Annotated in this window: 21 protein-coding genes; 9 read left to right on the forward strand and 12 right to left on the reverse strand. The window is 55.3% G+C overall.

All coding sequences use genetic code 11. From position 1 onward, the window contains the following. Window positions 1–48 precede the first annotated feature (48 nt). The gene (locus HVX72_RS17230; protein ID WP_042290006.1) at window positions 49–1,455 is read left to right on the forward strand and encodes an MFS transporter; all 1,407 of its coding nucleotides are present in this window, start codon (window positions 49–51) and stop codon (window positions 1,453–1,455) included. Continuing rightward, window positions 1,455–2,405 (forward strand): family 43 glycosylhydrolase, encoded by a 951-nt coding sequence (locus tag HVX72_RS17235; protein WP_181821967.1) that lies wholly within the window; start codon window positions 1,455–1,457, stop codon window positions 2,403–2,405. The genes HVX72_RS17230 and HVX72_RS17235 overlap by 1 nt, the downstream gene beginning before the upstream one ends. A gap of 74 nt (window positions 2,406–2,479) precedes the next feature. On the opposite strand, the gene ampE is transcribed toward HVX72_RS17235, so the two are convergent. After that, window positions 2,480–3,334 carry a beta-lactamase regulator AmpE gene (gene ampE, locus HVX72_RS17240; RefSeq protein WP_181821968.1) on the reverse strand — a complete coding sequence of 285 codons (855 nt, stop codon included), beginning with the start codon at window positions 3,332–3,334 and terminating at the stop codon, window positions 2,480–2,482. After that, a complete protein-coding gene (gene ampD, locus HVX72_RS17245; RefSeq protein ID WP_181821969.1) occupies window positions 3,331–3,894 on the reverse strand; it encodes a 1,6-anhydro-N-acetylmuramyl-L-alanine amidase AmpD in 564 nt (187 codons plus the stop codon). The genes ampE and ampD overlap by 4 nt, the downstream gene beginning before the upstream one ends. Before the next feature lie 87 nt (window positions 3,895–3,981). Between ampD and nadC the strand changes: the two genes are divergently transcribed. The 4 genes from nadC to hofC all read left to right on the forward strand — a co-directional run bounded on the left by nadC (window position 3,982) and on the right by hofC (window position 8,092). After that, window positions 3,982–4,875: a carboxylating nicotinate-nucleotide diphosphorylase gene (gene nadC / locus HVX72_RS17250; protein WP_181821970.1), complete on the forward strand. Its 894-nt coding sequence runs from the start codon at window positions 3,982–3,984 to the stop codon at window positions 4,873–4,875. Window positions 4,876–5,067: 192 nt separating this feature from the next. Next, a complete protein-coding gene (ppdD, locus tag HVX72_RS17255; RefSeq protein WP_181821971.1) occupies window positions 5,068–5,505 on the forward strand; it encodes a prepilin peptidase-dependent pilin in 438 nt (145 codons plus the stop codon). Between the two features lie 9 nt (window positions 5,506–5,514). After that, window positions 5,515–6,900 carry a type II secretion system protein GspE gene (gene gspE / locus HVX72_RS17260; RefSeq protein ID WP_181821972.1) on the forward strand — a complete coding sequence of 462 codons (1,386 nt, stop codon included), beginning with the start codon at window positions 5,515–5,517 and terminating at the stop codon, window positions 6,898–6,900. Continuing rightward, complete coding sequence (gene hofC / locus HVX72_RS17265) at window positions 6,890–8,092, forward strand: protein transport protein HofC (RefSeq protein ID WP_181821973.1); 1,203 nt, start codon at window positions 6,890–6,892, stop codon at window positions 8,090–8,092. Before gspE ends, hofC begins: the two co-directional genes overlap by 11 nt. Window positions 8,093–8,164: 72 nt before the next feature. Here hofC and HVX72_RS17270 read toward each other — a convergent pair whose 3' ends face one another. Next, on the reverse strand, window positions 8,165–9,208 hold the full coding sequence (locus tag HVX72_RS17270; RefSeq protein ID WP_042290026.1) for a GMP reductase: 1,044 nt from the start codon (window positions 9,206–9,208) through the stop codon (window positions 8,165–8,167). 225 nt (window positions 9,209–9,433) lie between these two features. On the opposite strand from HVX72_RS17270, the gene coaE reads away from it, so the two are divergent. From coaE to yacG, 3 genes are read left to right on the forward strand one after another with little or no spacing between them, the layout of a single operon-like run. Beyond that, window positions 9,434–10,054, forward strand: coding sequence for a dephospho-CoA kinase (coaE, locus tag HVX72_RS17275; protein WP_181821974.1), 621 nt, complete (start codon window positions 9,434–9,436; stop codon window positions 10,052–10,054). Beyond that, window positions 10,054–10,797 (forward strand): cell division protein ZapD, encoded by a 744-nt coding sequence (gene zapD, locus HVX72_RS17280; protein WP_042290030.1) that lies wholly within the window; start codon window positions 10,054–10,056, stop codon window positions 10,795–10,797. The genes coaE and zapD overlap by 1 nt, the downstream gene beginning before the upstream one ends. 9 nt (window positions 10,798–10,806) lie before the next feature. Next, window positions 10,807–11,001 carry a DNA gyrase inhibitor YacG gene (gene yacG, locus HVX72_RS17285; RefSeq protein WP_042290032.1) on the forward strand — a complete coding sequence of 65 codons (195 nt, stop codon included), beginning with the start codon at window positions 10,807–10,809 and terminating at the stop codon, window positions 10,999–11,001. Between the two features lie 58 nt (window positions 11,002–11,059). Here the strand turns inward: yacG and mutT are convergent, their stop codons facing one another. From mutT to murC, 9 genes are all read right to left on the reverse strand, one after another. Continuing rightward, on the reverse strand, window positions 11,060–11,458 hold the full coding sequence (gene mutT / locus HVX72_RS17290) for an 8-oxo-dGTP diphosphatase MutT (protein ID WP_181821975.1): 399 nt from the start codon (window positions 11,456–11,458) through the stop codon (window positions 11,060–11,062). Window positions 11,459–11,559: 101 nt separating this feature from the next. Continuing rightward, window positions 11,560–14,265 (reverse strand): preprotein translocase subunit SecA, encoded by a 2,706-nt coding sequence (gene secA, locus HVX72_RS17295; RefSeq protein WP_042290036.1) that lies wholly within the window; start codon window positions 14,263–14,265, stop codon window positions 11,560–11,562. A gap of 61 nt (window positions 14,266–14,326) precedes the next feature. Continuing rightward, a complete protein-coding gene (gene secM, locus HVX72_RS17300) occupies window positions 14,327–14,833 on the reverse strand; it encodes a secA translation cis-regulator SecM (RefSeq protein ID WP_181821976.1) in 507 nt (168 codons plus the stop codon). Between the two features lie 274 nt (window positions 14,834–15,107). Continuing rightward, complete coding sequence (gene lpxC / locus HVX72_RS17305; RefSeq protein ID WP_042290041.1) at window positions 15,108–16,025, reverse strand: UDP-3-O-acyl-N-acetylglucosamine deacetylase; 918 nt, start codon at window positions 16,023–16,025, stop codon at window positions 15,108–15,110. Between the two features lie 100 nt (window positions 16,026–16,125). After that, a complete protein-coding gene (gene ftsZ / locus HVX72_RS17310) occupies window positions 16,126–17,277 on the reverse strand; it encodes a cell division protein FtsZ (RefSeq protein ID WP_042290043.1) in 1,152 nt (383 codons plus the stop codon). A 62-nt stretch (window positions 17,278–17,339) separates the two neighbouring features. Next, window positions 17,340–18,602: a cell division protein FtsA gene (ftsA, locus tag HVX72_RS17315; protein WP_181821977.1), complete on the reverse strand. Its 1,263-nt coding sequence runs from the start codon at window positions 18,600–18,602 to the stop codon at window positions 17,340–17,342. After that, on the reverse strand, window positions 18,599–19,429 hold the full coding sequence (gene ftsQ, locus HVX72_RS17320; protein WP_042290047.1) for a cell division protein FtsQ: 831 nt from the start codon (window positions 19,427–19,429) through the stop codon (window positions 18,599–18,601). Before ftsQ ends, ftsA begins: the two co-directional genes overlap by 4 nt. Before the next feature lies 1 nt (window position 19,430). Next, window positions 19,431–20,351, reverse strand: coding sequence for a D-alanine--D-alanine ligase (locus HVX72_RS17325; protein WP_060570728.1), 921 nt, complete (start codon window positions 20,349–20,351; stop codon window positions 19,431–19,433). Next, window positions 20,344–21,819, reverse strand: a complete 1,476-nt coding sequence (gene murC / locus HVX72_RS17330; RefSeq protein WP_181821978.1) for a UDP-N-acetylmuramate--L-alanine ligase — start codon at window positions 21,817–21,819, stop codon at window positions 20,344–20,346. Before murC ends, HVX72_RS17325 begins: the two co-directional genes overlap by 8 nt. Window positions 21,820–21,855 lie beyond the last annotated feature (36 nt).

Genomic DNA, 21,855 nt, shown 5'->3' on the forward strand with positions numbered 1-21,855 from the left:
ACTCGCAGACGAATAATTCACTCCATCACCTGATGGGGAGACGTCTCAATGGAAAAGGGTAAACTTTCGGTACGAGAGAAGATTGGTTATGGCATGGGCGACGCCGGATGTAACATCATCTTTGGCGCCATCATGTTGTTTGTTAACTATTTTTATACGGATATTTTTGGTCTGGCACCCGCATTGGTGGGCGTACTGTTACTGTCTGTGCGCGTCATTGACGCGGTCACCGACCCGGTGATGGGCGCCATCGCCGATCGCACCCAAAGTCAATATGGTCGTTTCCGCCCCTGGCTGCTGTGGATCGCTTTCCCCTATGCGCTGTTCAGTATCCTGATGTTCACCACCCCGGACTGGACGTATAACAGCAAGGTTATCTATGCGTTTGTCACCTATTTCCTGCTGTCGATCACTTATACCGCCATCAATATTCCCTATTGCTCGTTAGGCGGCGTGATCACCAACGATCCTAAAGAACGCGTGGCCTGCCAGTCTTATCGCTTTGTGTTAGTCGGTATCGCGACGTTGCTGCTGTCGCTTACGCTGCTGCCAATGGTCGACTGGTTTGGTGGCGGCGACAAAGCCAAAGGCTACCAGATGGCGATGACCGTGCTGGCGATTATCGGCATGTGCATGTTCCTGTTCTGCTTTGCCACCGTTCGCGAGCGCGTCCGCCCTGCCGTTCCCACCCACGATGACATGAAGAACGATTTTAAAGACGTGTGGAAAAACGATCAGTGGGTGCGCATTTTGTTACTGACGCTGTGCAATGTCTGCCCGGGCTTCATTCGGATGGCGGCGACCATGTACTACGTGACCTGGGTGATGGGACAAAGCACCCACTTCGCCACGCTGTTTATCAGCCTGGGCGTGGTTGGCATGATGATCGGCAGTATGCTGGCGAAAGTGCTGACCGACCGCTGGTGCAAGCTGAAAGTGTTCTTCTGGACCAACATCGCGCTGGCCCTCTTCTCCTGCGCGTTTTACTTCTTCGACCCGAAAGCCACCGCGTTGATTGTCGTGCTCTATTTCCTGCTGAATATTCTGCATCAGATCCCGTCGCCGCTGCACTGGTCGCTGATGGCGGACGTTGACGACTACGGCGAATGGAAAACCGGCAAACGTATCACCGGCATCAGCTTCTCCGGTAATCTCTTCTTCCTGAAGCTGGGCCTGGCGATCGCCGGGGCGATGGTAGGCTTTCTGCTCTCCTGGTATGGCTATGACGCTGGCGCGAAAACCCAGAGCGACACGGCAATCAACGGCATCGTACTGCTGTTTACGGTGATCCCGGGCGTCGGTTATCTCATTACCGCGGGCGTGGTACGTCTGCTGAAAGTCGACCGTGAACTGATGAAACACATACAGGACGATCTGGAAAAGCGCCGCACCAATTACCGCGAGCTTAACGAATATCAGGAACTGAAAGCCGCTGAAAGCGTAAGGAAAGCCTAATGCAAGACTGGCCAAACCCCTTTATTGAGCAACGCGCCGATCCGTTTATTCTGCGAGACGGCTGCGACTACTACTTTATTGCCTCGGTGCCGGAATATGATCGGCTGGAAATCCGACGGGCGAACACCCTGGAGGGCCTGCGCAGCGCGGAATCGGTTATCGTCTGGCGTAAACCGGAAACCGGCCCGATGTGCGAGCTGATCTGGGCGCCGGAAATTCACCGCATCAACGGTAAGTGGTATATCTATTTCGCCGCTGCCCATACCCAGGCGCTCGACAAACTGGGGATGTTCCAGCACCGGATGTACGCGCTGGAATGTGCGGATGCCGACCCGCTCACTGGCGTCTGGTACGAAAAAGGCCAGATCAAAACGCCGTTTGACACGTTCGCGCTCGATGCCACTACCTTTCATCATCAGGGAAAACAGTGGTATCTGTGGGCGCAAAAATCCCCGCATATCGCGGGTAACTCCAACATTTACCTTGCCGAGCTGGAAAACCCGTGGACGCTCAAGGGCGAGCCGGTGATGCTCAGCAAACCGGAATATGACTGGGAGTGTCGGGGCTTTTGGGTCAACGAAGGTCCGGCGGTGCTCACGCATGGCGACAGATTGTTCATTAGCTACTCCGCCAGCGCAACGGACGAGAACTACTGCATGGGGCTTTTATGGATTGATATGAACGCCGATCCGAAAAACCCGGCGAACTGGCATAAATCGCCGCGTCCGGTCTTTGCCACCAGCTATGAAAATCGTCAGTACGGCCCGGGCCATAATAGCTTTACGCAAACACCGGAAGGAGAAGATGTGCTGGTGTATCACGCACGCAACTACACCGAAATTGAAGGGGACCCGCTCTACGATCCCAACCGTCACACCCGCCTGAAGCGCGTTCGTTGGGATGAAAACGGGATGCCTGATTTTGGCGTGCCGCCAGCGGATACTCTCTGACACGCAGCCCGGCGGCGCAACGCTTACCGGGCGACCCCTACCGGATAAGCGCTGTACGCCGGCCACTCAATCCACTACACCAGCGCCCCGTAAATGGTCAGGAAAGCGATCGCCACTACCACCACCAACGACGTTTTCTTGGCCATCGATACCGCCGCTTTCGGCGTCTCGACCTTATCGGTATGCGGTTCCCGCGCCAACGAGAACTGCGCCAGTCGGGTTAACACCTGGTACTGCGCGGTATGCATGTCGGCCAGCGAGGCAAACCACGCAGGAAGCGCTTTCTCTCCGTGCCCGATCAAGGCGTAAACCACGCCTGCCAGACGCACCGGGATCCAGTCCAGCACGTGAAGAATGGCGTCAATACCCGACTGCAAACGCTCATGCGGCGTCAGGTAACGCGCCAGCCACGACTGCCATGAGCGCAGAAAAGCATAGCCCACCAGCAGCACCGGCCCCCACTGACCGCCGACGATCAGCCAAAACAGAGGCGCAAGATAGAAACGGAAGTTAATCCACAGCAGCGCGTTTTGCAGTTCACGTAAAAACTCGCGCTCATCGCAATCCGGCGGGACGCCGTGGATCAGGGTGAGCTCACAGGCCATTGCCTTACGGGCGTGGGCGTCATCGCGCGAAGCCGCCTGGAGATAGGCGTGGTAATGCATCCGCACTTTCCCGGCGCCAATGCACAGCAGCCCCAGCAGGATCCACGCCAAAATCGTCGGCACATTGAACAACAGCCCCTGAAGCGCGCGTAAAAGCAGGGATGCGACCGCCATCGCAATAAACGTCATCCCCAGCGTACGCGCCATCGAAAAACGCGTAATGCGCCGAAATAACGCTTCCAGGCGGTGATCGAGCTGCCAGTGCTCTCCCAGTTTGAACAGGCGCTCAACAAACAGCACCAGTAGAGTCGTAAACAGCGTCATGTCATCTCCTTATCTGACGAGGGGGTGACCAGAGCGCGAAACCTCGCCCAGTCAAAAGCGGGGCCGGGATCGGTCTTGCGATCAGGCGCAATATCACAATGTCCGGTTATGTTATCGGCAATCGCCGGGTAATACGTTATCAGCGTGCGCGTAGTGGCCGCCAGCTGTTGGTACTGCGCATCGGTGTAGGCCAGCGTATCGGTGCCTTCCAGCTCAATGCCAATCGAAAAATCATTGCAGCGCTCGCGACCCCGGTAACGGGAAACGCCAGCGTGCCACGCGCGTTTATCGAAAGGAACATACTGAACGATTTCACCGTCACGGCGAATCAGACAATGTGCGGAAACACGAAGATGCGCGATTTCCGCAAAAAAGGGGTGAGCGGTGGGATCAATTGTTCCAGTGAATAGCGCATCGATCCACGGGCCGCCGAATTCGCCGGGCGGCAGGCTGATATTGTGCACCACCAGCAGAGAAGGATGGTCGTCATCCGGGCGGCAATCATAATGAGGAGAAGGGACGCGCCGCGCCTCTGCCAGCCAGCCCTTGTATAACAACATGCAGGATCTCCTTTTGAGTGGTGCTTATAGCCGCTTCAGAGTAGCATGTTTCTACCTTATGATTCGTTAGCAATTTGGAGTTTTATCATGCCGCCTCGCCGTTATAACGCTGACTACCGACGTGACGCGCTGTTGGAACGCATTAATCTGGATATCCCTGCCACTGTCGCCCAGGCGCTGCGCGAAGATTTAGGTGGCGAAGTGGATGCCGGCAACGACATTACGGCACAACTTTTGCCGGAAAATACCCGCTCTCACGCGACCGTTATCACGCGTGAAAATGGCGTTTTTTGTGGCAAACGCTGGGTGGAAGAAGTGTTTATTCAGCTGGCTGGCGATGATGTCACTGTTACCTGGCACGTCGATGACGGCGACAGCATCCTCGCGAATCAACCGCTGTTCGAGCTGGACGGTCCTTCCCGGGTATTGCTCACGGGTGAGCGTACCGCGCTGAACTTCGTACAAACCCTTTCCGGCGTCGCGAGCGAAGTGCGTAAATATGTCGAACTGCTGGCGGGGACCAAAACTCAACTGCTGGACACACGTAAAACGCTGCCGGGACTGCGCACCGCATTGAAATACGCCGTGCTATGCGGCGGCGGCGCCAATCACCGCCTGGGCCTTTCCGATGCCTTTTTAATCAAAGAAAACCATATTATTGCTTCCGGATCCGTTCGTCAGGCGGTGGAAAAAGCCTTCTGGCTGCACCCGGATGTGCCGGTGGAAGTCGAAGTTGAAAACCTTGATGAGCTGGATGAAGCGCTGAAAGCGGGCGCAGACATCATCATGCTGGATAATTTTGAAACCGAGCAGATGCGTGAAGCGGTTAAACGCGCCAACGGGCAAGCGCGACTGGAAGTTTCCGGCAACGTGACGGACAAGACGCTGCGCGAATTTGCGCAAACCGGTGTCGATTTCATTTCCGTCGGCGCGCTCACTAAGCACGTGCGCGCGCTGGACCTTTCGATGCGTTTCCGTTAACCCTCTTTGCCCGGTGACGCTGTCGCTCACCGGGCCTGTCTGGCGCTTTTCTCGAGCCGCCTCGTAAATACCTTGTCCTGTGATGAAACGCTGACAACTTCCTCTGAACCCTGATTCCCGTTTCTCTTTTTGATGCTCGCGTGTCTTTATCCCGTTTGCCAAAGTGACCGCCACTTACTCAAGGAGCGAACAATGGATAAACAACGTGGATTTACCCTGATCGAACTGATGGTGGTCATCGGCATTATCGCCATTCTCAGCGCCATCGGCATTCCGGCGTACCAAAACTATCTGCGCAAGGCCGCGCTAACGGACATGCTGCAAACATTTATTCCTTACCGCACTGCAGTCGAACTGTGCGCGCTTGAACATGGCGGCATCGTCACCTGCGATGGCGGAAGCAACGGCATCCCCTCACCCACTACAACGCGCTATGTCTCAGGAATGAGCGTGGCGAAGGGCGTGGTATCACTCAGTGGTCAGGAGAGCCTGAACGGTCTGATCGTCACGATGACGCCGAACTGGGATAACGCAAACGGCATTACGGGCTGGACGCGTAACTGCACTATTCAGAATGACGGTGCGTTACAGCAGGCTTGTGAAGATGTTTTTCGTTTTGACGGCAACTAAGGAGCAGCGATGAATACCGCTCAACTTACCGCCCTTTGTCAGCGTCATAACGGCATCTTACTTGATGCAGACAGTGACGTGGTACACGTCGCCGTCGTGGACGCGCCGTCTCATGAACTGCTCGACGCTTTGCATTTTGCGACGACAAAACGCATTGAGATCGCCTGCTGGACACGCCAGCAAATGGAAGGGCATTTGCATCATCCGCCACAAACGCTACCTGCGGTCGTACCGGAAGCCAGCCTCAGCGCGGCAGCATTGCTGGATAAAACCCTTCAGGCGGCGATGACTAAACGCGCATCCGACATCCACATTGAGCCTGCGGAACACCATTTCCGCATTCGACTGCGTGTTGACGGGGTGTTATACAACCTGCCCACTGTCGCCAAAGAAACGGGATTAGCCCTGACGGCCCGCCTGAAGGTGTTAGGTCAACTGGATATTGCTGAACACCGCCTGCCGCAGGATGGGCAGTTCACCGTCGGGCTGGCCGGTTCCACCGTCTCGTTTCGTATCGCCACGTTACCCTGTCGTCATGGCGAAAAGGTTGTTTTGCGTTTGTTGCACCAGGTTAGTCAGGCGCTGGATGTCACCGCCCTGGGGATGCATGACTCGCAGCTTTCGGCGTTCATTCATGCCTTGCAACAACCCCAGGGGCTGGTGCTGGTGACCGGACCGACGGGCAGCGGAAAGACGGTGACACTGTACAGCGCTCTCCAGATGCGAAACGCCACGGAGGTGAATCTGTGCAGCGTTGAAGATCCAGTGGAAATCCCGCTGGACGGCATCAACCAGACGCAGATCCATCCGCGTGCGGGGCTCACCTTTCAGGGCGTCTTACGGGCGCTGTTACGCCAGGATCCCGATGTCATTATGATCGGAGAGATCCGCGACGGCGAAACAGCCGAAATCGCCATTAAAGCCGCGCAAACGGGTCATCTGGTGCTTTCCACGCTGCACACCAACTCCAGCTGCGAGGCACTGATCCGCTTGCAGCAAATGGGAGTGGCGCGCTGGATGCTCTCCTCCGCCTTAAATCTTGTGGCGGCGCAACGGCTGGTCAGAAAGCTCTGCCCTCACTGTCGACGGCTGACTAACGACCCGATCCGTTTGCCGCAGACATTATGCCCAACCGCGTTGCCGCGCTGGCAAGCGGTAGGCTGCGAGCACTGTTATCACGGCTTTTATGGGCGTACGGCGCTGTTTGAAGTCCTACCCGTTACCGCTGAACTACGCCAGCACATCGCCAGTGGCGCGCCCGTTGAAGCACTGGAAGGTTATGCCCGACAAGCCGGTATGCTCACGCTTTTTGAAAGCGGCTGCCGCGCCGTCGACCAAGGGTTAACGACCTTTGAAGAGCTGGTACGCATTCTGGGGATGCCCAATGAGCAGTAAAACGCTTTGGCGATGGCAAGGCATTGACAGCGATGGCTTACCTGGCGAGGGCGCATTATGGGCCGAAAGCCAGGCTTTACTGGTACTGGCGCTCGAACAGCGCAAGATAACGCCACTGCGCGTGAAGCCGCTGCGCGTTAACCGCGCGCTGTGGCGCGCCGGGAAATGTTCGGAAGTGATTCATCAACTCGCCACGCTGCTGAAGGCGGGCCTGACGCTCTCCGACGGGCTGGCGCTTCTCGCCGGACAACAACCGGGAAAACAGTGGCAAGCGCTGTTGCAGAGCCTGGCGCACGAACTGGAGCAGGGTACGCCCCTCTCCAGCGCGCTGGCGCAATGGCCAGATGTTTTTCCTCCGCTGTATCAGGCGATGATTCGCACCGGTGAACTGACCGGAAAGCTCGACGAATGCTGCTTCGAACTGGCCCGGCAGCAAAACGCCCACAAACAGTTAAGCGATAAGATCAAGAAAGCGTTGCGTTATCCCTTTATCATTCTGGCGATGGCCTTCTTTGTGGTGCTGGCCATGTTGCACTTTGTCTTACCCGAGTTTGCCGCCATTTACCGGACCTTCAACACGCCCCTACCGGCGCTGACGCAGGGGATCATCACGTTCGCCGACTGGAGTGCAAACCGGGGCTGGTTGATTTTACTGCTGAGCGGCGGAGTCATTGCGGCAAACAGCGCGGTGAAGCATCGTTCCTCATGGCTGATAACGCGCCAGCGCTGGCTGCTGCGCATACCGGTAATGGGTCGCCTGCTCAGGGGGCAAAAACTCACGCAGATTTTTACCATTCTCGCGTTAACACAACGCGCAGGGATCGCATTTTTACCGGCGCTGGAGAGCGTACGGGAAAGCCTGCAATGTCCCTACTGGTCCCAGCGACTGGCGCAAGTCCAACGTGATATCAGTCACGGTCTTCCGGTCTGGCAGGCATTTCAAAATGCGCAAGTCTTCAGCCCGCTGTGCCTGCAACTGATTAGAACAGGAGAAGTTTCCGGTTCACTGGACACGATGCTGCATAATCTTGCCCGGCATCATAGTGAGAACACGCTGGCGCTGGCCGACAGTCTCGCCACATTGCTGGAACCTGCTTTGCTGGTCATTACGGGGTTAATTATTGGCACGCTGGTGGTTGCCATGTATCTGCCGATATTCCATCTGGGGGATGCGATGAGCACAGTAGGCTGAAGCGATTGAAGAGCGGGAACAGAACTCAAAGCCGGATTAGGCATTCATGCCTAATCCGACAAACGGAAAGGATTACAGGCTGTTGAAAATGCGGTTTTCCTGTTCCTGTACGCGGATAAAGGTCGTGCGTTTGGTCAGTTCTTTAAGACGCGATGCGCCAACGTAAGTGCAGGCAGAACGCAGGCCGCCGAGGATATCACGGGCTGTGTTTTCCACCGGGCCACGCAGAGGAAGCTTAACGGTTTTGCCTTCCGCTGCACGGTACTGTGCAACGCCGCCAACGTGACGGGTCATGGCCGATTCGGAACTCATCCCGTAAAACAGCATGAACTTCTCGCCATTTTCTTCAACGATCTTGCCGCCGCTCTCTTCATGCCCTGCCAGCATACCGCCAAGCATCACGAAGTCAGCGCCGCCACCAAAGGCTTTAGCCACATCACCTGGCATAGTGCAACCGCCGTCACTGACAATCATTCCGCCCAGACCGTGCGCCGCATCAGCGCATTCGATCACCGCAGAAAGCTGCGGATAACCAACACCGGTTTTGACGCGCGTGGTGCAGACAGACCCCGGCCCGATCCCGACTTTGACGATATCGGCGCCGGAGAGGATCAGTTCTTCGCACATCTCGCCCGTCACAACGTTACCGGCGCAGATCGTTTTCGTCGGCCAGGCTTCACGCGCTTTTGACACGAACTGAACGAAGTGCTCAGAGTAACCATTGGCCACATCAATGCAGACAAAGTTCAGCGCCGGGCTTAATGCCAGAATCTGTTTGGTTTTCTCAAAGTCCGCGTCAGAAGTACCGGTAGAGACCATCACGTGTTTCAGCACGTTGGCAGGCGCTTCACCGATAAACGCGGACCACTCTTCAACGGAGTAATGCTTATGGACGGCGGTCAGAATATCGAATGAGGCAAGCGCGGTCGCCATCTCGAACGTCCCGACGGTATCCATATTGGCGGCAATGACAGGTACGCCAGACCAGGTCTGACCTGAGTGTTTGAAGGTAAACTGACGTTCCAGCTCAACATCGGAACGGCTTTTAAGAGTAGAACGCTTAGGGCGGATAAGAACGTCTTTAAAACCTAACTTCAGATCTTCTTCAATACGCATGTGCGGATTCCTGGGGTTAAGGGCTATAAGTATGAGAGCGCAACTCCAGTGACGCTATCATACGCACTAATCAGTGCCGCGCAAGACTGCGAAATTCTCTTTTTTTACGCTACAATCCCATAAATTTACCTGGTGAAAGGCGGGACAGCTTTAGCGCCATTTCACTCTGATGCGATCAATATTCAACCAATTGATTATTAAAATAAATGACCGGGAACTGAGCTTATGAGGTATACAGTGGCCTTAACGGGCGGCATTGGCAGCGGCAAGAGTACCGTCGCCAACGCGTTCGCTGACCTCGGAATTCAGATTGTTGATGCAGATATGATTGCCCGCCAGGTCGTCGAGCCTGGCCAGCCCGCGCTGGCCGCTATTGCCGGCCACTTCGGTCAGGCGTTACTCGACGCAGACGGTAGGCTACAGCGTCGTCTGCTACGCGAGCGGATCTTCGCCAATCCGCACGAGAAAGCCTGGCTAAATGCCCTGCTGCACCCGCTTATTCAGCAGGAGACGCAGCGCCAGTTTCAGCAGGCGACATCCCCTTATGTACTTTGGGTTGTTCCTCTGCTGGTTGAAAATGGCCTGACGACCAAAGCGAACCGCGTTCTCGTGGTCGACGTGACGCCCGAGACGCAGCTTTTACGCACCATGCAGCGCGACGATGTTACCCGCGCACATGCCGAACAGATCCTCGCCGCCCAGGCAACACGTGAAGCGCGCCTTGCCGCGGCAGACGATGTTATTGATAATAACGGCGCACCAGAGTCCATCAGGTCGGATGTCGCCCGCCTGCACGCGCTGTATTTACAGCTTGCGTCGCAGTTTGTCTCACAGGAAAAACCGTAATGCACACCCACGTCCTTTTTGAACACCCGCTCAATGAAAAAATGCGTACATGGCTGCGCATTGAGTTTTTGATTCAACAACTTTCGGTTAATCTCCCCATCGCCACCCATGCGGACGCACTGCATTTTTTTCGCAATGTCGGGGACTTGCTGGACGTGTTCGAACGCGGGGAAGTGCGTACAGAATTGCTGAAAGAGCTTGAACGCCAGCAGCGTAAACTTCAGGCATGGATAGAAGTACCCGGCGTCGATCAAAGCCGTATTGAAGCACTGCGCCAGCAGCTAAAAACGACGGGAACTGTTTTGATTTCCGCGCCGCGTATCGGGCAGTTTTTACGCGAAGATCGGTTAATTGCGCTGGTTCGCCAGCGCCTGAGCATTCCTGGCGGCTGCTGCAGTTTTGATTTACCCACGCTGCACATGTGGCTGCATTTGCCACAGGCTCAGCGTGACGCACAAGTGGATGCCTGGCTTGCCAGCCTGAATCCGCTAAACCAGGCGCTGACGCTGATCCTCGATCTCATTCGCAACTCCGCGCCGTTCCGCAAACAGACCAGCCTGAACGGTTTTTATCAGGATAACGGCGAAGATGCTGATTTATTGCGTCTCAATTTGCCGTTCGAATCTCTGCTTTATCCGCAAATTTCCGGTCACAAGAGCCGTTTTGCCATTCGTTTTATGCCGCTTGATAGCGAACACGGCGTGGTACCTGAGCGCCTCGATTTTGAGCTGGCCTGCTGTTAAGGAGTAAAAATGTCAGAAACGATCACCGTCAACTGCCCTACCTGCGGTAAAACGGTCGTCTGGGGCGAGATTAGCCCGTTTCGCCCGTTCTGTAGTAAACGCTGTCAGTTAATCGATCTGGGAGAATGGGCCGCCGAGGAAAAACGCATTCCGAGCAGCGGCGATTTGTCAGACAGCGACGACTGGAGCGAAGAAAAACAGTAACCGTCGCCTGGAGGTCGGATGGCGCAATTCAGTGTGCTTATCCGGCCTACAAAAGTGTTCACCCCTGAAAAGCGTGTTTTAGCTTCGCAATGACCGGTTCGTTAGCGGGTGGAAAATCATCTTCCCTGAGCGCCTCAATAGCAACCCACTTGCCTGGTTGACCTTCCTTGCCCCACGGCTCTCCCAGCCAGGCTTCCACCAGCCAGAACCACAGGGTGACATGCCGGTCCGGAAATTGATATTCCAGCTTTTCAAACAGCGTGACGGTCGTCGGGGTAATCCCCACCTCTTCCTGTAACTCCCGGCTCAGGGCTTGCTCCGGCGTTTCACCCGATTCAAACTTTCCTCCGGGAAATTCCAGCTTATTCGCCATATGCGCATCAGCGGCGCGCTGGGTGATAAAAATTTCATTTTGCGGATTACGGATAATCCCGACCGCGATGTGCAGTGTTTTCATCTTGTCGCATCCATAAAAAAGGCACAGTCTCCCGCGCCTTTTTGTTGGTCACTTACCGTTGACCGGATAAACGTAGCGTTACCCGGCAATGATGCCTGGGCTCAGCTCAGGCGGCCATGGCACTGTTTGTATTTCTTGCCGGAACCACACGGGCACGGATCGTTACGGCCAACTTTGCGTTCGCCGGTTTGCGCTGCCAGATCAGCCGCCGCCGCGCTATCGTCGTCCTGATGGCTCAGCTGTTGCATCTGCGCCAGACGTTCCGCTTCTTCGCGACGCTGCTGCTCCATCGCTTCCACTTCTTCCGGCATACGTACCTGGACCTTACTCAGCGTGCTGATCACTTCATACTTCAGCGATTCCAGCATCGCGGCGAACATCGCAAAGGACTCACGCTTATATTCCTGCTTCGGATCTTTCTGCGCATAGCCGCGCAGGTGGATACCCTGACGCAGATAGTCCATCGCCGCCAGGTGTTCTTTCCACAGCGAGTCGAGCGTCTGCAACATCACGCCTTTTTCGAAGTGACGCATCATCTCAGCGCCGACCACTTCTTCTTTACGCTGATACACCTCGATAGCCTGCGCAAGAATACGCTCGCGCAGGGTCTCTTCGTGCAGTTCCGGCTCTTTATCCAGCCACTCCGCGATCGGCATGTCCAGATCGAAGTCATTTTTCAGACGTTCCTGCAGGCCAGGGATATCCCACATTTCTTCCAGCGACTGCGGCGGAATGTAAGCATCGATGGTTGCTTTAAACACATCCTCGCGAATGCTGTTAATGGTTTCGCTCACATCAGAGACATCCAGCAGTTCGTTACGTTGGGTGTAGATCGCGCGACGCTGATCGTTGGCGACGTCATCGTATTCCAGTAACTGTTTACGAATGTCGAAGTTACGGCTTTCCACTTTGCGCTGGGCGTTAGCAATAGCTTTGGTTACCCACGGATGTTCGATGGCTTCACCCGGTTTCATGCCGAGCTTACGCATCATGCCGGACACGCGGTCAGAGGCGAAGATACGCATCAGCGCATCTTCCATTGACAGGTAGAAACGGGAAGAACCCGCATCCCCCTGACGGCCCGAACGACCGCGCAACTGGTTATCGATACGACGGGATTCGTGACGCTCTGTACCAATAATATGCAGACCGCCCGCAGCCAGTACGGCATCATGACGCACCTGCCAGTCTGCTTTGATCTGCGCAATTTGTTCTGGCGTCGGATTTTCCAGCGCGGCGACTTCCGCCTGCCAGCTACCGCCCAGCATGATATCCGTACCACGACCCGCCATGTTGGTCGCGATGGTCACGGCTGCCGGATACCCCGCCTGGGCAACGATAGCCGCTTCGTTGGCGTGGAACTTGGCGTTCAGGACGTTATGTTTGATGCCCGCTTTCGTCAGTTCATTAGACACCACTTCCGATTTCTCAATCGAGATGGTTCCCACCAACACCGGCTGGCCTTTTGCGGTACGCTCTTTAATATCTTCAATGATGGCCTGAATTTTTTCCGCTTCGGTCATGTAGACCAGATCCGGCATATCTTTACGGATCATCGGACGGTTGGTCGGCACCACCACGGTGTCCAGCTTGTAAATGGAGCTGAATTCGAACGCTTCGGTATCTGCCGTACCGGTCATACCGGCCAGTTTTTCATACAGACGGAAGTAGTTCTGGAAGGTAATCGAAGCCAGCGTCTGGTTCTCGTTCTGGATGTCCACGCCTTCTTTGGCTTCAACCGCCTGGTGCAGACCATCAGACCAGCGACGCCCCTGCATAGTACGCCCGGTGTGTTCGTCAACGATAATGACTTCACCGTCTTTAACGATGTAATCAACGTCGCGGGTAAACAGCGCGTGCGCGCGCAGCGCGGCGGTAACGTGATGCATCAGCATGATGTTGCCCGGAGAGTACAGCGACTCGCCTTCATCCATAATGCCTTCTTTTACCAGCAGTTCTTCAATCAGCACCAGACCGCGTTCGGTCAGGTTAACCTGGCGCGCTTTTTCATCCACCGAGAAGTGTCCCTCACCCTGGAAGGTGTCGGAGTCCTCTTTTTCCTGACGAATCAGGTGTGGGATGATTTTGTTCACTTTCTTGTACATTTCCGAGCTGTCTTCAGCCGGACCGGAAATGATCAGCGGAGTACGCGCTTCGTCGATCAGGATGGAGTCAACCTCATCCACCAGCGCATAGTGCAGTTTGCGTTGGACGCGTTCTTCAGGGCTGAACGCCATGTTGTCACGCAGGTAGTCAAAACCGTATTCGTTATTGGTGCCGTAGGTGATGTCAGCGGCGTAGGCTTCGCGCTTGGCGGGCGCAGGCATACCCGGCAGGTTAATGCCGACGGTCATGCCGAGGAATTCAAACAGCGGACGGTTGTTTTCGGCGTCACGCTGCGCCAGATAATCGTTGACTGTCACCACGTGTACGCCCTTTCCGCTCAGCGCGTTCAGGTAGGCGGGCAGCGTCGCGGTCAGGGTTTTACCCTCGCCGGTACGCATTTCTGCGATGCAGCGATCGTTCAGAACCATACCACCGAGCAACTGCACGTCGAAGTGACGCATACCGAATACGCGCTTGCTCGCTTCACGCACCACGGCGAACGCTTCCGGGATCAAGCTTTCCACGCTAGCGCCTTTCTCGAGACGCGCACGGAACTCTCCGGTCTTGGCTTTCAGCTCTTCGTCGGTGAGTTTTTCCATTTCCGGTTCCATGGCGTTGATCACGCCGACCACTTTACGCATACGACGCAGCGTGCGATCGTTACGGCTACCGAATACTTTAGTTAACAATTTGATTAGCATATTAAAATCTCAAACGCCCCGCACAGCGGAGTCATAATTATCAGAGGAAGGTTTTCTGTTTTTAGCTGAGGCGTTGAGGACCGGCACGAATACCCTGCGCCAGGCTTATCCAGGCAGGAACGGTAAAGACGGCCAGCGGCATGAAATGGGCGTACGCGACGCGCTGCGGAGTCGCAGCGGGCGTGCCTTCCTGAGTCAGCAGCGCGCTGAGCGTGTTCAGTAAGGCTAAATGATGCGCCTGAAGCGGCGACGGCTCTTCGACCACGGGCAATGCCTGCGGCGCCATGGCGAAGGAGAGATGGCGGATAACGGTGCGGATGGCGTGCTGATGCCAGTAATCGACAGTAAAATTAGGCCGACGGTTGGAGGCTTCCAGCAAAGCAAGCTGGCTGAAATTAACGCTGACCTGTTGATCGTGGCGACTGGCCGCCGCTTTAGCTGGCGTGTTGGGTTCCGCGGCATTGCTGAGCGCAGGCAGGCCAAGACTCGCCGCGACCATCCCTAATAAGAGATGCGGCCAGAAATAGCGTCTACCTAACTGTCGCCAACGCGTCAGTATTCCACTCACGTTAAAGCCATCCCATAAATGTTATTCAAACGTTTTTTGCGCACAAATCTTATCATTAATGCTCAGGTACTACAGCAGTATTGATGAGAAGATACGGTTAAAAACGCTTAAGAAACCAGCGTTCGCACAGCATTTTAGTGCAGAATGAGTTTTGACATTGAAGAAAGTCTGTTACCCATACCGGCCCGCTCAACGAGCAAAAAAAAACGACTGGCTTACCTGGCCGGAGAGAGTGCCAGATTTACCAGTCGAATTTATGCGACAACGCGTGTCGTTATGCCAGTACGGTCGATGGTGCTTTGAAAGCCAACGGCAGTTCTGCGTCGTCTTCGAAGGTCACATATTCCCAGGCTTCCTGTTTTGCCAGAACAGCCTGCAACAATTTGTTATTCAATGCATGACCGGACTTATACGCGGTAAATGCACCAATAATGTTGTGACCACACATGAACAAGTCACCAATCGCGTCAAGCATTTTGTGACGAACGAATTCGTCTTCAAAACGCAGGCCGTCTTCGTTCAGTACGCGATAATCGTCAACAACGATGGCACAATCGAAGCTGCCGCCCAGGCACAGGCCGCGGGACTGCAGATATTCGATATCACGCATGAAGCCGAAAGTACGCGCGCGGCTGATCTGACGCATAAACGCGTCAGCAGAGAAGTTCATCGCATAGCGCTGCGTGCTGGAGTCGATCGCCGGATGGTTAAAGTCGATGGTGAAATCCAACGTAAAACCATTGTATGGCTTGAACTCAGCCCACTTGTCGCCATCTTCGACGCGAACGGTCTCTTTGATGCGAACAAATTTCTTCGCGCTTTTCAGTTCTTCGATACCGGCGTCAAGGAGCAGGTAGACGAACGGCGCAGCGCTGCCATCCATGATCGGGATTTCCGGAGCATCGACTTCAATAACGATGTTATCGATACCTAAACCCGCCAGCGCCGCATTCAGGTGCTCAACGGTTGAAATCCGTACATCATGCTCGTTGACCAGACACGTACAGAGCATGGTATCACGCACAGATTTGGCATCGGCCGGAAAATCTACCGGTGGATTCAAGTCGGTGCGACGATAGATGACCCCGGTGTTGGCCGGCGCAGGGCGTAAGGTCAGGGTGACTTTCTTGCCGGTATGTAAACCGACGCCAGTCGCCTGAACGATACGTTTAAGTGTCCTTTGTTTGATCATCGTATAATCTCGCCAAATTACCTATCCAACCGAAGTGTACTATACATTCGGTGGGCCAGTTTAGCACAAAGAGCCGCGAATCCCAACTTCCAGCTAATTCTTAATCAGCTTGCTTACGCAGGAAGGCAGGAATATCCAGATAATCCGGCTCTTTCGCGGTCTGCGGCGTATTGTCGTTCACCACTTTTGCGGCTGGCTTCTGCTCCTGGGTCAGCGGCGCCATGCCGTGCTGCTGGTAACGATCCAGTACCGGCTGCTGTACCTGTTTGTTGGTCACCAGCGTGATTTCCGGACGTTTGTCCATACCAATTCCGGTCGCCACGACGGTAACGCGCAGTTCGTCGTTCATATCCGGGTCCAGAGAAGTACCGATAACCACGGTCGCGTTATCCGAAGCAAACGCACGGATGGTGTTCCCCACGGTTTCAAACTCATCCAGACGCAGGTCGAAGCCCGCGGTGATGTTAACTAGCACGCCGCGCGCGCCAGACAGATCGATATCTTCCAGCAGTGGAGAAGAAATCGCCATTTCAGCCGCTTCTTCCGCGCGGTCTTCACCGCTTGCCACGCCGGAGCCCATCATCGCGTAGCCCATTTCGGACATCACCGTGCGCACATCCGCAAAGTCGACGTTCATCAGACCCGGACGGGTGATCAGCTCTGCGATACCCTGCACCGCGCCTTTCAGCACGTCGTTCGCCGCGCCAAACGCGTCAAGCAGAGAAATACCGCGACCCAGCACTTTCAGCAGCTTGTCGTTCGGAATGGTGATCAGCGAGTCCACATGCTTGGACAGCTCAGTGATCCCCTGCTCCGCAAAGGCCATGCGCTTTTTGCCTTCAAAGTTGAAAGGCTTGGTCACCACGGCAACGGTCAGAATGCCTAAATCTTTTGCGACTTCAGCAACCACTGGCGCGGCGCCGGTACCGGTACCGCCGCCCATGCCCGCGGCGATAAACACCATGTCTGCGCCATCCAGCGCGGCACGCAAGGCTTCACGGTCTTCATCCGCAGCGTTGCGCCCCACTTCCGGGTTTGCGCCGGCGCCCAGACCTTTGGTAATTCCGCTACCAATCTGAATGGTCTGGCCAACCGCAGTTTTACGTAACGCTTGCGCGTCAGTGTTCACTGCGAAGAATTCGACACCCTCAATGCGCTCGCGCACCATGTGCTCAACGGCATTACCACCGCCGCCACCGACGCCGATGACTTTAATCACCGCGTCGTTGGTTAATTCCATTGGTTCAAACATAATCTCTCTCTCCGTTGTGCCTGTCGCCTGAGACCGTAATTTTCGCCGGTCTCATAAAAAAATTAAAACTCTTTACGCAGCCAGCTGTTGATACGCTTGATCCACGAGCCGACCGAAGCTGTTACGCGTTTTTCTACTTCAGCTTCACCATTTAAGTGGGACTCTTTCCCGTAGTGAAGCAGCCCCACCGCCGTCGAGTAATACGGCTCCTGAGCGTAATCCGTCAGACCAGTAATATTCAGCGGCGCACCGATACGCACCTGCGTATGGAACACGCGCTGGGCGCAGGCAGCAAGACCTTCGATCTGCGCTGCGCCACCGGTTAACACAATCCCCGCCGCAAGATGATGTTTCACCCCCTGCTGGCGAAGCTGTTCCTGTAATTGCAATATTTCTTCGTTGACCAGGTTGAGCAGCTCGGTGTAGCGCGGCTCAATAACCTCCTCCAGCGTTTGTCGTTGCAGACTGCGCGGCGGACGACCGCCCACGCTCGGCACTTCAACGCTTTCGTCTTTACCGACGATGGAACCCAACGCGCAGCCATGGCGAACTTTGATCGCTTCGGCGTCGCTTGGCGGCGTACCGAAAGCGTAGGCAATGTCGCTGGTGACCACGTTACCTGCATAAGGTATCACCTTGGTATGGCGCAACGCCCCGCCAGTATAAACGGCGATATCCATTGTACCACCCCCGATATCCACGACGCAGACGCCCAGTTCACGTTCATCTTCCGTCAATACGGAATAGCTGGCCGCCAGGCCGGCAAATATCAGTTGGTCAACTTTCAGGCCACAACGTTCAACGGCTTTCACAATGTTTTTTGCCATATCGTTGTGGCAGGTGATCAAATGCACTTTCGCCTGCATTCGCACCCCGGAAAGACCGACAGGATTTTTGATGCCTTCCTGATAGTCAATCGCATATTCCTGCGGAATCACGTGCAGCACACGGTGCTCATCGCGTACGCGCACCGACTTCGCGGTATGCACGACGTTTTCCACGTCTTCCTGCGTCACTTCTTCTTCGGAAATCGGCACCATGCCGATTTCATTCTGACAGCTAATGTGCTTGCCGGAAAGCGCCAGATACACAGAGGAAATCTGGCAATCCGCCATCAGTTCTGCCTGGTCGATAGCGCGCTGTACGCACTTCACTACCGACTCAAGGTCATTAACCCCGCCTTTATCCATACCGCGCGACGGGCAACTGCCCACGCCAATGATATTGACCATACCGTCGGGCAGAACTTCCCCTACTAAAGCGGCAACCTTCGCGGTGCCAATCTCCAGTCCAACTACCAGTTTTCTGTCCGTCGCCTTGATCATTGTTGTTCTGCCTGTGCCTGATTCTGTTGCTGAGTAGATTCCTCAGGCGGTAAGGGCGCCCACCCTACTGCCGCACCTGAGTCATAACGCAAATCAACGTAGCTAATCCGTTTGCCATCGGTTTGCGCCTGCTGCTGTAAAACCGGATAGAGTTCTACAAAGCGAGCCAAACGTTTCATCGTGTCGCCCCTGCCAAGGTTGAGCTTAATATCGTTATTCAGCGTCAACTGCCAGGAACGACGTGCGGTCATCGCCGCTTCCTTCAGAGTAAATCTGTCCTTCGCCAGTATCTGTCCCATCTCGCGATAGCCCTGCAACACTTCACTTGCGCTGCCTTCCGGGCCATACAGCATCGGCAGGACCTGTTTGCTGGTACGTTCTGACGGCACGCTGAAAGCATTTCCTTCGGCGTCCACCATATGCTGATCATTCCAACGCGCTATCGGCACATATTCAACCAGATGAATCTTCAATTCATCGGGCCATTGCTTTCTGACGCTGGCCTGCTTGATCCACGGCAGGCGTTCAATCTGGTTCTGAATGATATTGACATCCTGCGTCATGAAGGTGCCGGGCGCGCCCAGCGCCAGAATTGACTGCCTGATATCATCATTTTTCGTGTAGTGCCGCTCGCCGGTTAACACCAGTTTTGACAGCGGTAAACGCTGCGCGTCTTCCATCCAGCCCAACACCACCCAGCCGCTGACAAACACGGTACACAGCACCGTCAGCAGAAATAAAATTCCTGCAAGACGCGTTCCATTATTGCGACGTGATGAAGACACCTCTTCGTCACTGTTTCGCGTGTTCAGCGCCGCCTGCGACATATCAGTCCGCCAACTCCAGAATACGTACCACTAACTGCGAGAAGCTCATCCCAGCCTGTCGCGCCGCCATCGGCACCAGACTGTGGCTGGTCATACCCGGTGAGGTATTCGCTTCCAGCAGATAAAACTGCCCATCGCTATCCAGCATGGCGTCAATACGCCCCCAACCTTCGCAACCTAACGTTGACCATGCTTTTTGCACTAAAGCGCGCAAATGGGTCTCCTGATCGGATTCCAGACCCGCCGGGCAGAAATATTGTGTCTCATCAGACAGATACTTCGCCTCATAATCATAGAAGGTTCCAGCGGGTTGGATACGTATCGACGGTAAAATTTCTTCACCCAGTATCGCGACGGTAAATTCCGGTCCGCTAAGCCATTTTTCAATCAATACTTCTTCATCATGCTGAAATGCCAGCGCTAAGGCGCTATGTAAACCATCATATTCCGAAACTTTCGACATGCCGACGCTGGAACCTTCGCGGCTGGGCTTCACGATCAGCGGTAAACCGAGCGCAGAAATTTCCGTGACGACCGCCTCGCTGAGGCCTTTCTCAAACTGGGCGCGAGTCAGCGCCACCCATGGCGCAACGGGTAACCCCGCGCCCTGCCACAGCAATTTACTGCGCAATTTATCCATGGAGATGGCAGAAGCCATCACGCCGCTGCCGGTATACGGCAGGCCGATCAACTCCAACAATCCCTGTAACGTACCGTCTTCGCCCCCACGACCGTGCAGCGCGATAAAGACTTTCTGAAACCCCATCGCTTTCAGTTGCGTCACGTCGGTCTCTTTCGGATCGACAGGATGCGCATCCACGCCGCCTTCACGCAGCCCGGCGAGCACCGCCGCGCCGGAATTCAGCGACACGTCACGTTCAGCGGATGTCCCCCCCAGCAGGACCGCGATTTTATCAGCCATGTTGCTCGTCCTCCTGAATTTGCGGCTTCAGTTTGATTTCAGCTAAGGAACGCGCGATTTTGCCGATATTTCCCGCACCCTGCACCAGAATTAAATCATTGCCGGTTAAGACCGGCGCCAGCATTTCAGCGACCTGCGCCGGATCGGGAACCAGAATCGGGTCGATCTTACCGCGCCCGCGAATCGTGCGGCACAGCGAACGGCTGTCAGCGCCCGGAATCGGCGTTTCCCCGGCGGCATACACATCCAGCATCAACAGAGCGTCAACCTGAGTCAGCACGTTAGCAAAGTCGTCGTACAGATCGCGGGTACGCGTAAAGCGGTGCGGCTGAAACAGCATCACCAGGTTTTTATCCGGCCAGCCCGCGCGAGCGGCTTTGATAGTCGCGTCCACTTCCGTCGGGTGATGACCGTAATCATCCACCAACATCGCCGTTCCGGCCTTGCCATTTACTGGCTCAAGCGGGAATTCCCCGAGGAAGTCGAAGCGGCGACCGGTGCCCTGGAAACTTTCCAGCGCGCGTAGAATAGCATCGTCGGCAATGCCCTCTTCCGTCGCCACCGCCACGGCAGCCGCGGCGTTCAACGCATTATGACGCCCCGGAGCGTTCAGGGTTACACGCAGCTCAGGCATCCCCTGACGCAGCAACGTAAAATGCCCCTGCGGACCGATCTGCTGATAATCTTCCACGCGAACGTCAGCATCATCGCTAAAGCCGTAAGTCGTGGTCTGACGCCCGACGCGCGGCAACAGCTCACGGATCACCGGGTCGTCAACGCACATCACCGCACGACCATAAAACGGCAGGTTATGCAGGAAATTAATGAACGTCTGCTTTAAATTTTCGAAGTCGCCATGGTAGGTATCCATATGATCGGCTTCGATGTTAGTGACAATCGCCACCATCGGTTGCAGGTGCAGGAACGATGCGTCGCTCTCATCTGCTTCCGCAATCAGATAACGGCTATGCCCGAGACGCGCATGCACGCCCGCCGCTTTCACCAGACCGCCGTTGACAAAGGTGGGGTCCAGGCCCGCTTCCGCGTATATGCTGGAAACCATCGCGGTGGTGGTCGTTTTGCCGTGCGTCCCGGCAATTGCGATACCATGACGAAAACGCATCAGCTCCGCCAGCATCTCCGCGCGGCGGATCACCGGTATGCGCGCTTCATGCGCCGCCACGATCTCCGGGTTATCGGCGGAGATCGCGCTGGAGACCACCACCACGCTGGCGTCGAGCACGTTTTCCGGACGATGGTTAAAGTAAATCGTCGCTCCCAGATTGGTAAGCTGCTGCGTCACCGGGTTTGGCGCTAAGTCGGAACCACTGATCTGATAACCTTCGTTAGCCAGAACTTCGGCAATACCGCCCATACCGGCACCACCGATGCCGACAAAGTGAATGTGCCGAACGCGACGCATTTCGGGCACGATGGAACGCAGTTTTGCCAGTTGTTGTGTATTCATTCTTTACGCCATTAACTACTTCAAAAAATTCGTGCA

Source organism: Citrobacter sp. RHB21-C05 (assembly GCF_013889015.1).
GTDB classification, from domain to species: Bacteria; Pseudomonadota; Gammaproteobacteria; order Enterobacterales; family Enterobacteriaceae; genus Citrobacter_A; species Citrobacter_A sedlakii.

Coding starts and splice junctions, on each gene's coding strand:
- HVX72_RS17230 (WP_042290006.1), top strand. CDS start 49: ATGGAAAAGGGTAAACTTTCGGTACGAGAGAAGATTGGTTATGGCATG.
- HVX72_RS17235 (WP_181821967.1), top strand. CDS start 1,455: ATGCAAGACTGGCCAAACCCCTTTATTGAGCAACGCGCCGATCCGTTT.
- ampE (WP_181821968.1), bottom strand. CDS start 3,334: ATGACGCTGTTTACGACTCTACTGGTGCTGTTTGTTGAGCGCCTGTTC.
- ampD (WP_181821969.1), bottom strand. CDS start 3,894: ATGTTGTTATACAAGGGCTGGCTGGCAGAGGCGCGGCGCGTCCCTTCT.
- nadC (WP_181821970.1), top strand. CDS start 3,982: ATGCCGCCTCGCCGTTATAACGCTGACTACCGACGTGACGCGCTGTTG.
- ppdD (WP_181821971.1), top strand. CDS start 5,068: ATGGATAAACAACGTGGATTTACCCTGATCGAACTGATGGTGGTCATC.
- gspE (WP_181821972.1), top strand. CDS start 5,515: ATGAATACCGCTCAACTTACCGCCCTTTGTCAGCGTCATAACGGCATC.
- hofC (WP_181821973.1), top strand. CDS start 6,890: ATGAGCAGTAAAACGCTTTGGCGATGGCAAGGCATTGACAGCGATGGC.
- HVX72_RS17270 (WP_042290026.1), bottom strand. CDS start 9,208: ATGCGTATTGAAGAAGATCTGAAGTTAGGTTTTAAAGACGTTCTTATC.
- coaE (WP_181821974.1), top strand. CDS start 9,434: ATGAGGTATACAGTGGCCTTAACGGGCGGCATTGGCAGCGGCAAGAGT.
- zapD (WP_042290030.1), top strand. CDS start 10,054: ATGCACACCCACGTCCTTTTTGAACACCCGCTCAATGAAAAAATGCGT.
- yacG (WP_042290032.1), top strand. CDS start 10,807: ATGTCAGAAACGATCACCGTCAACTGCCCTACCTGCGGTAAAACGGTC.
- mutT (WP_181821975.1), bottom strand. CDS start 11,458: ATGAAAACACTGCACATCGCGGTCGGGATTATCCGTAATCCGCAAAAT.
- secA (WP_042290036.1), bottom strand. CDS start 14,265: ATGCTAATCAAATTGTTAACTAAAGTATTCGGTAGCCGTAACGATCGC.
- lpxC (WP_042290041.1), bottom strand. CDS start 16,025: ATGATCAAACAAAGGACACTTAAACGTATCGTTCAGGCGACTGGCGTC.
- ftsZ (WP_042290043.1), bottom strand. CDS start 17,277: ATGTTTGAACCAATGGAATTAACCAACGACGCGGTGATTAAAGTCATC.
- ftsA (WP_181821977.1), bottom strand. CDS start 18,602: ATGATCAAGGCGACGGACAGAAAACTGGTAGTTGGACTGGAGATTGGC.
- ftsQ (WP_042290047.1), bottom strand. CDS start 19,429: ATGTCGCAGGCGGCGCTGAACACGCGAAACAGTGACGAAGAGGTGTCT.
- HVX72_RS17325 (WP_060570728.1), bottom strand. CDS start 20,351: ATGGCTGATAAAATCGCGGTCCTGCTGGGGGGGACATCCGCTGAACGT.
- murC (WP_181821978.1), bottom strand. CDS start 21,819: ATGAATACACAACAACTGGCAAAACTGCGTTCCATCGTGCCCGAAATG.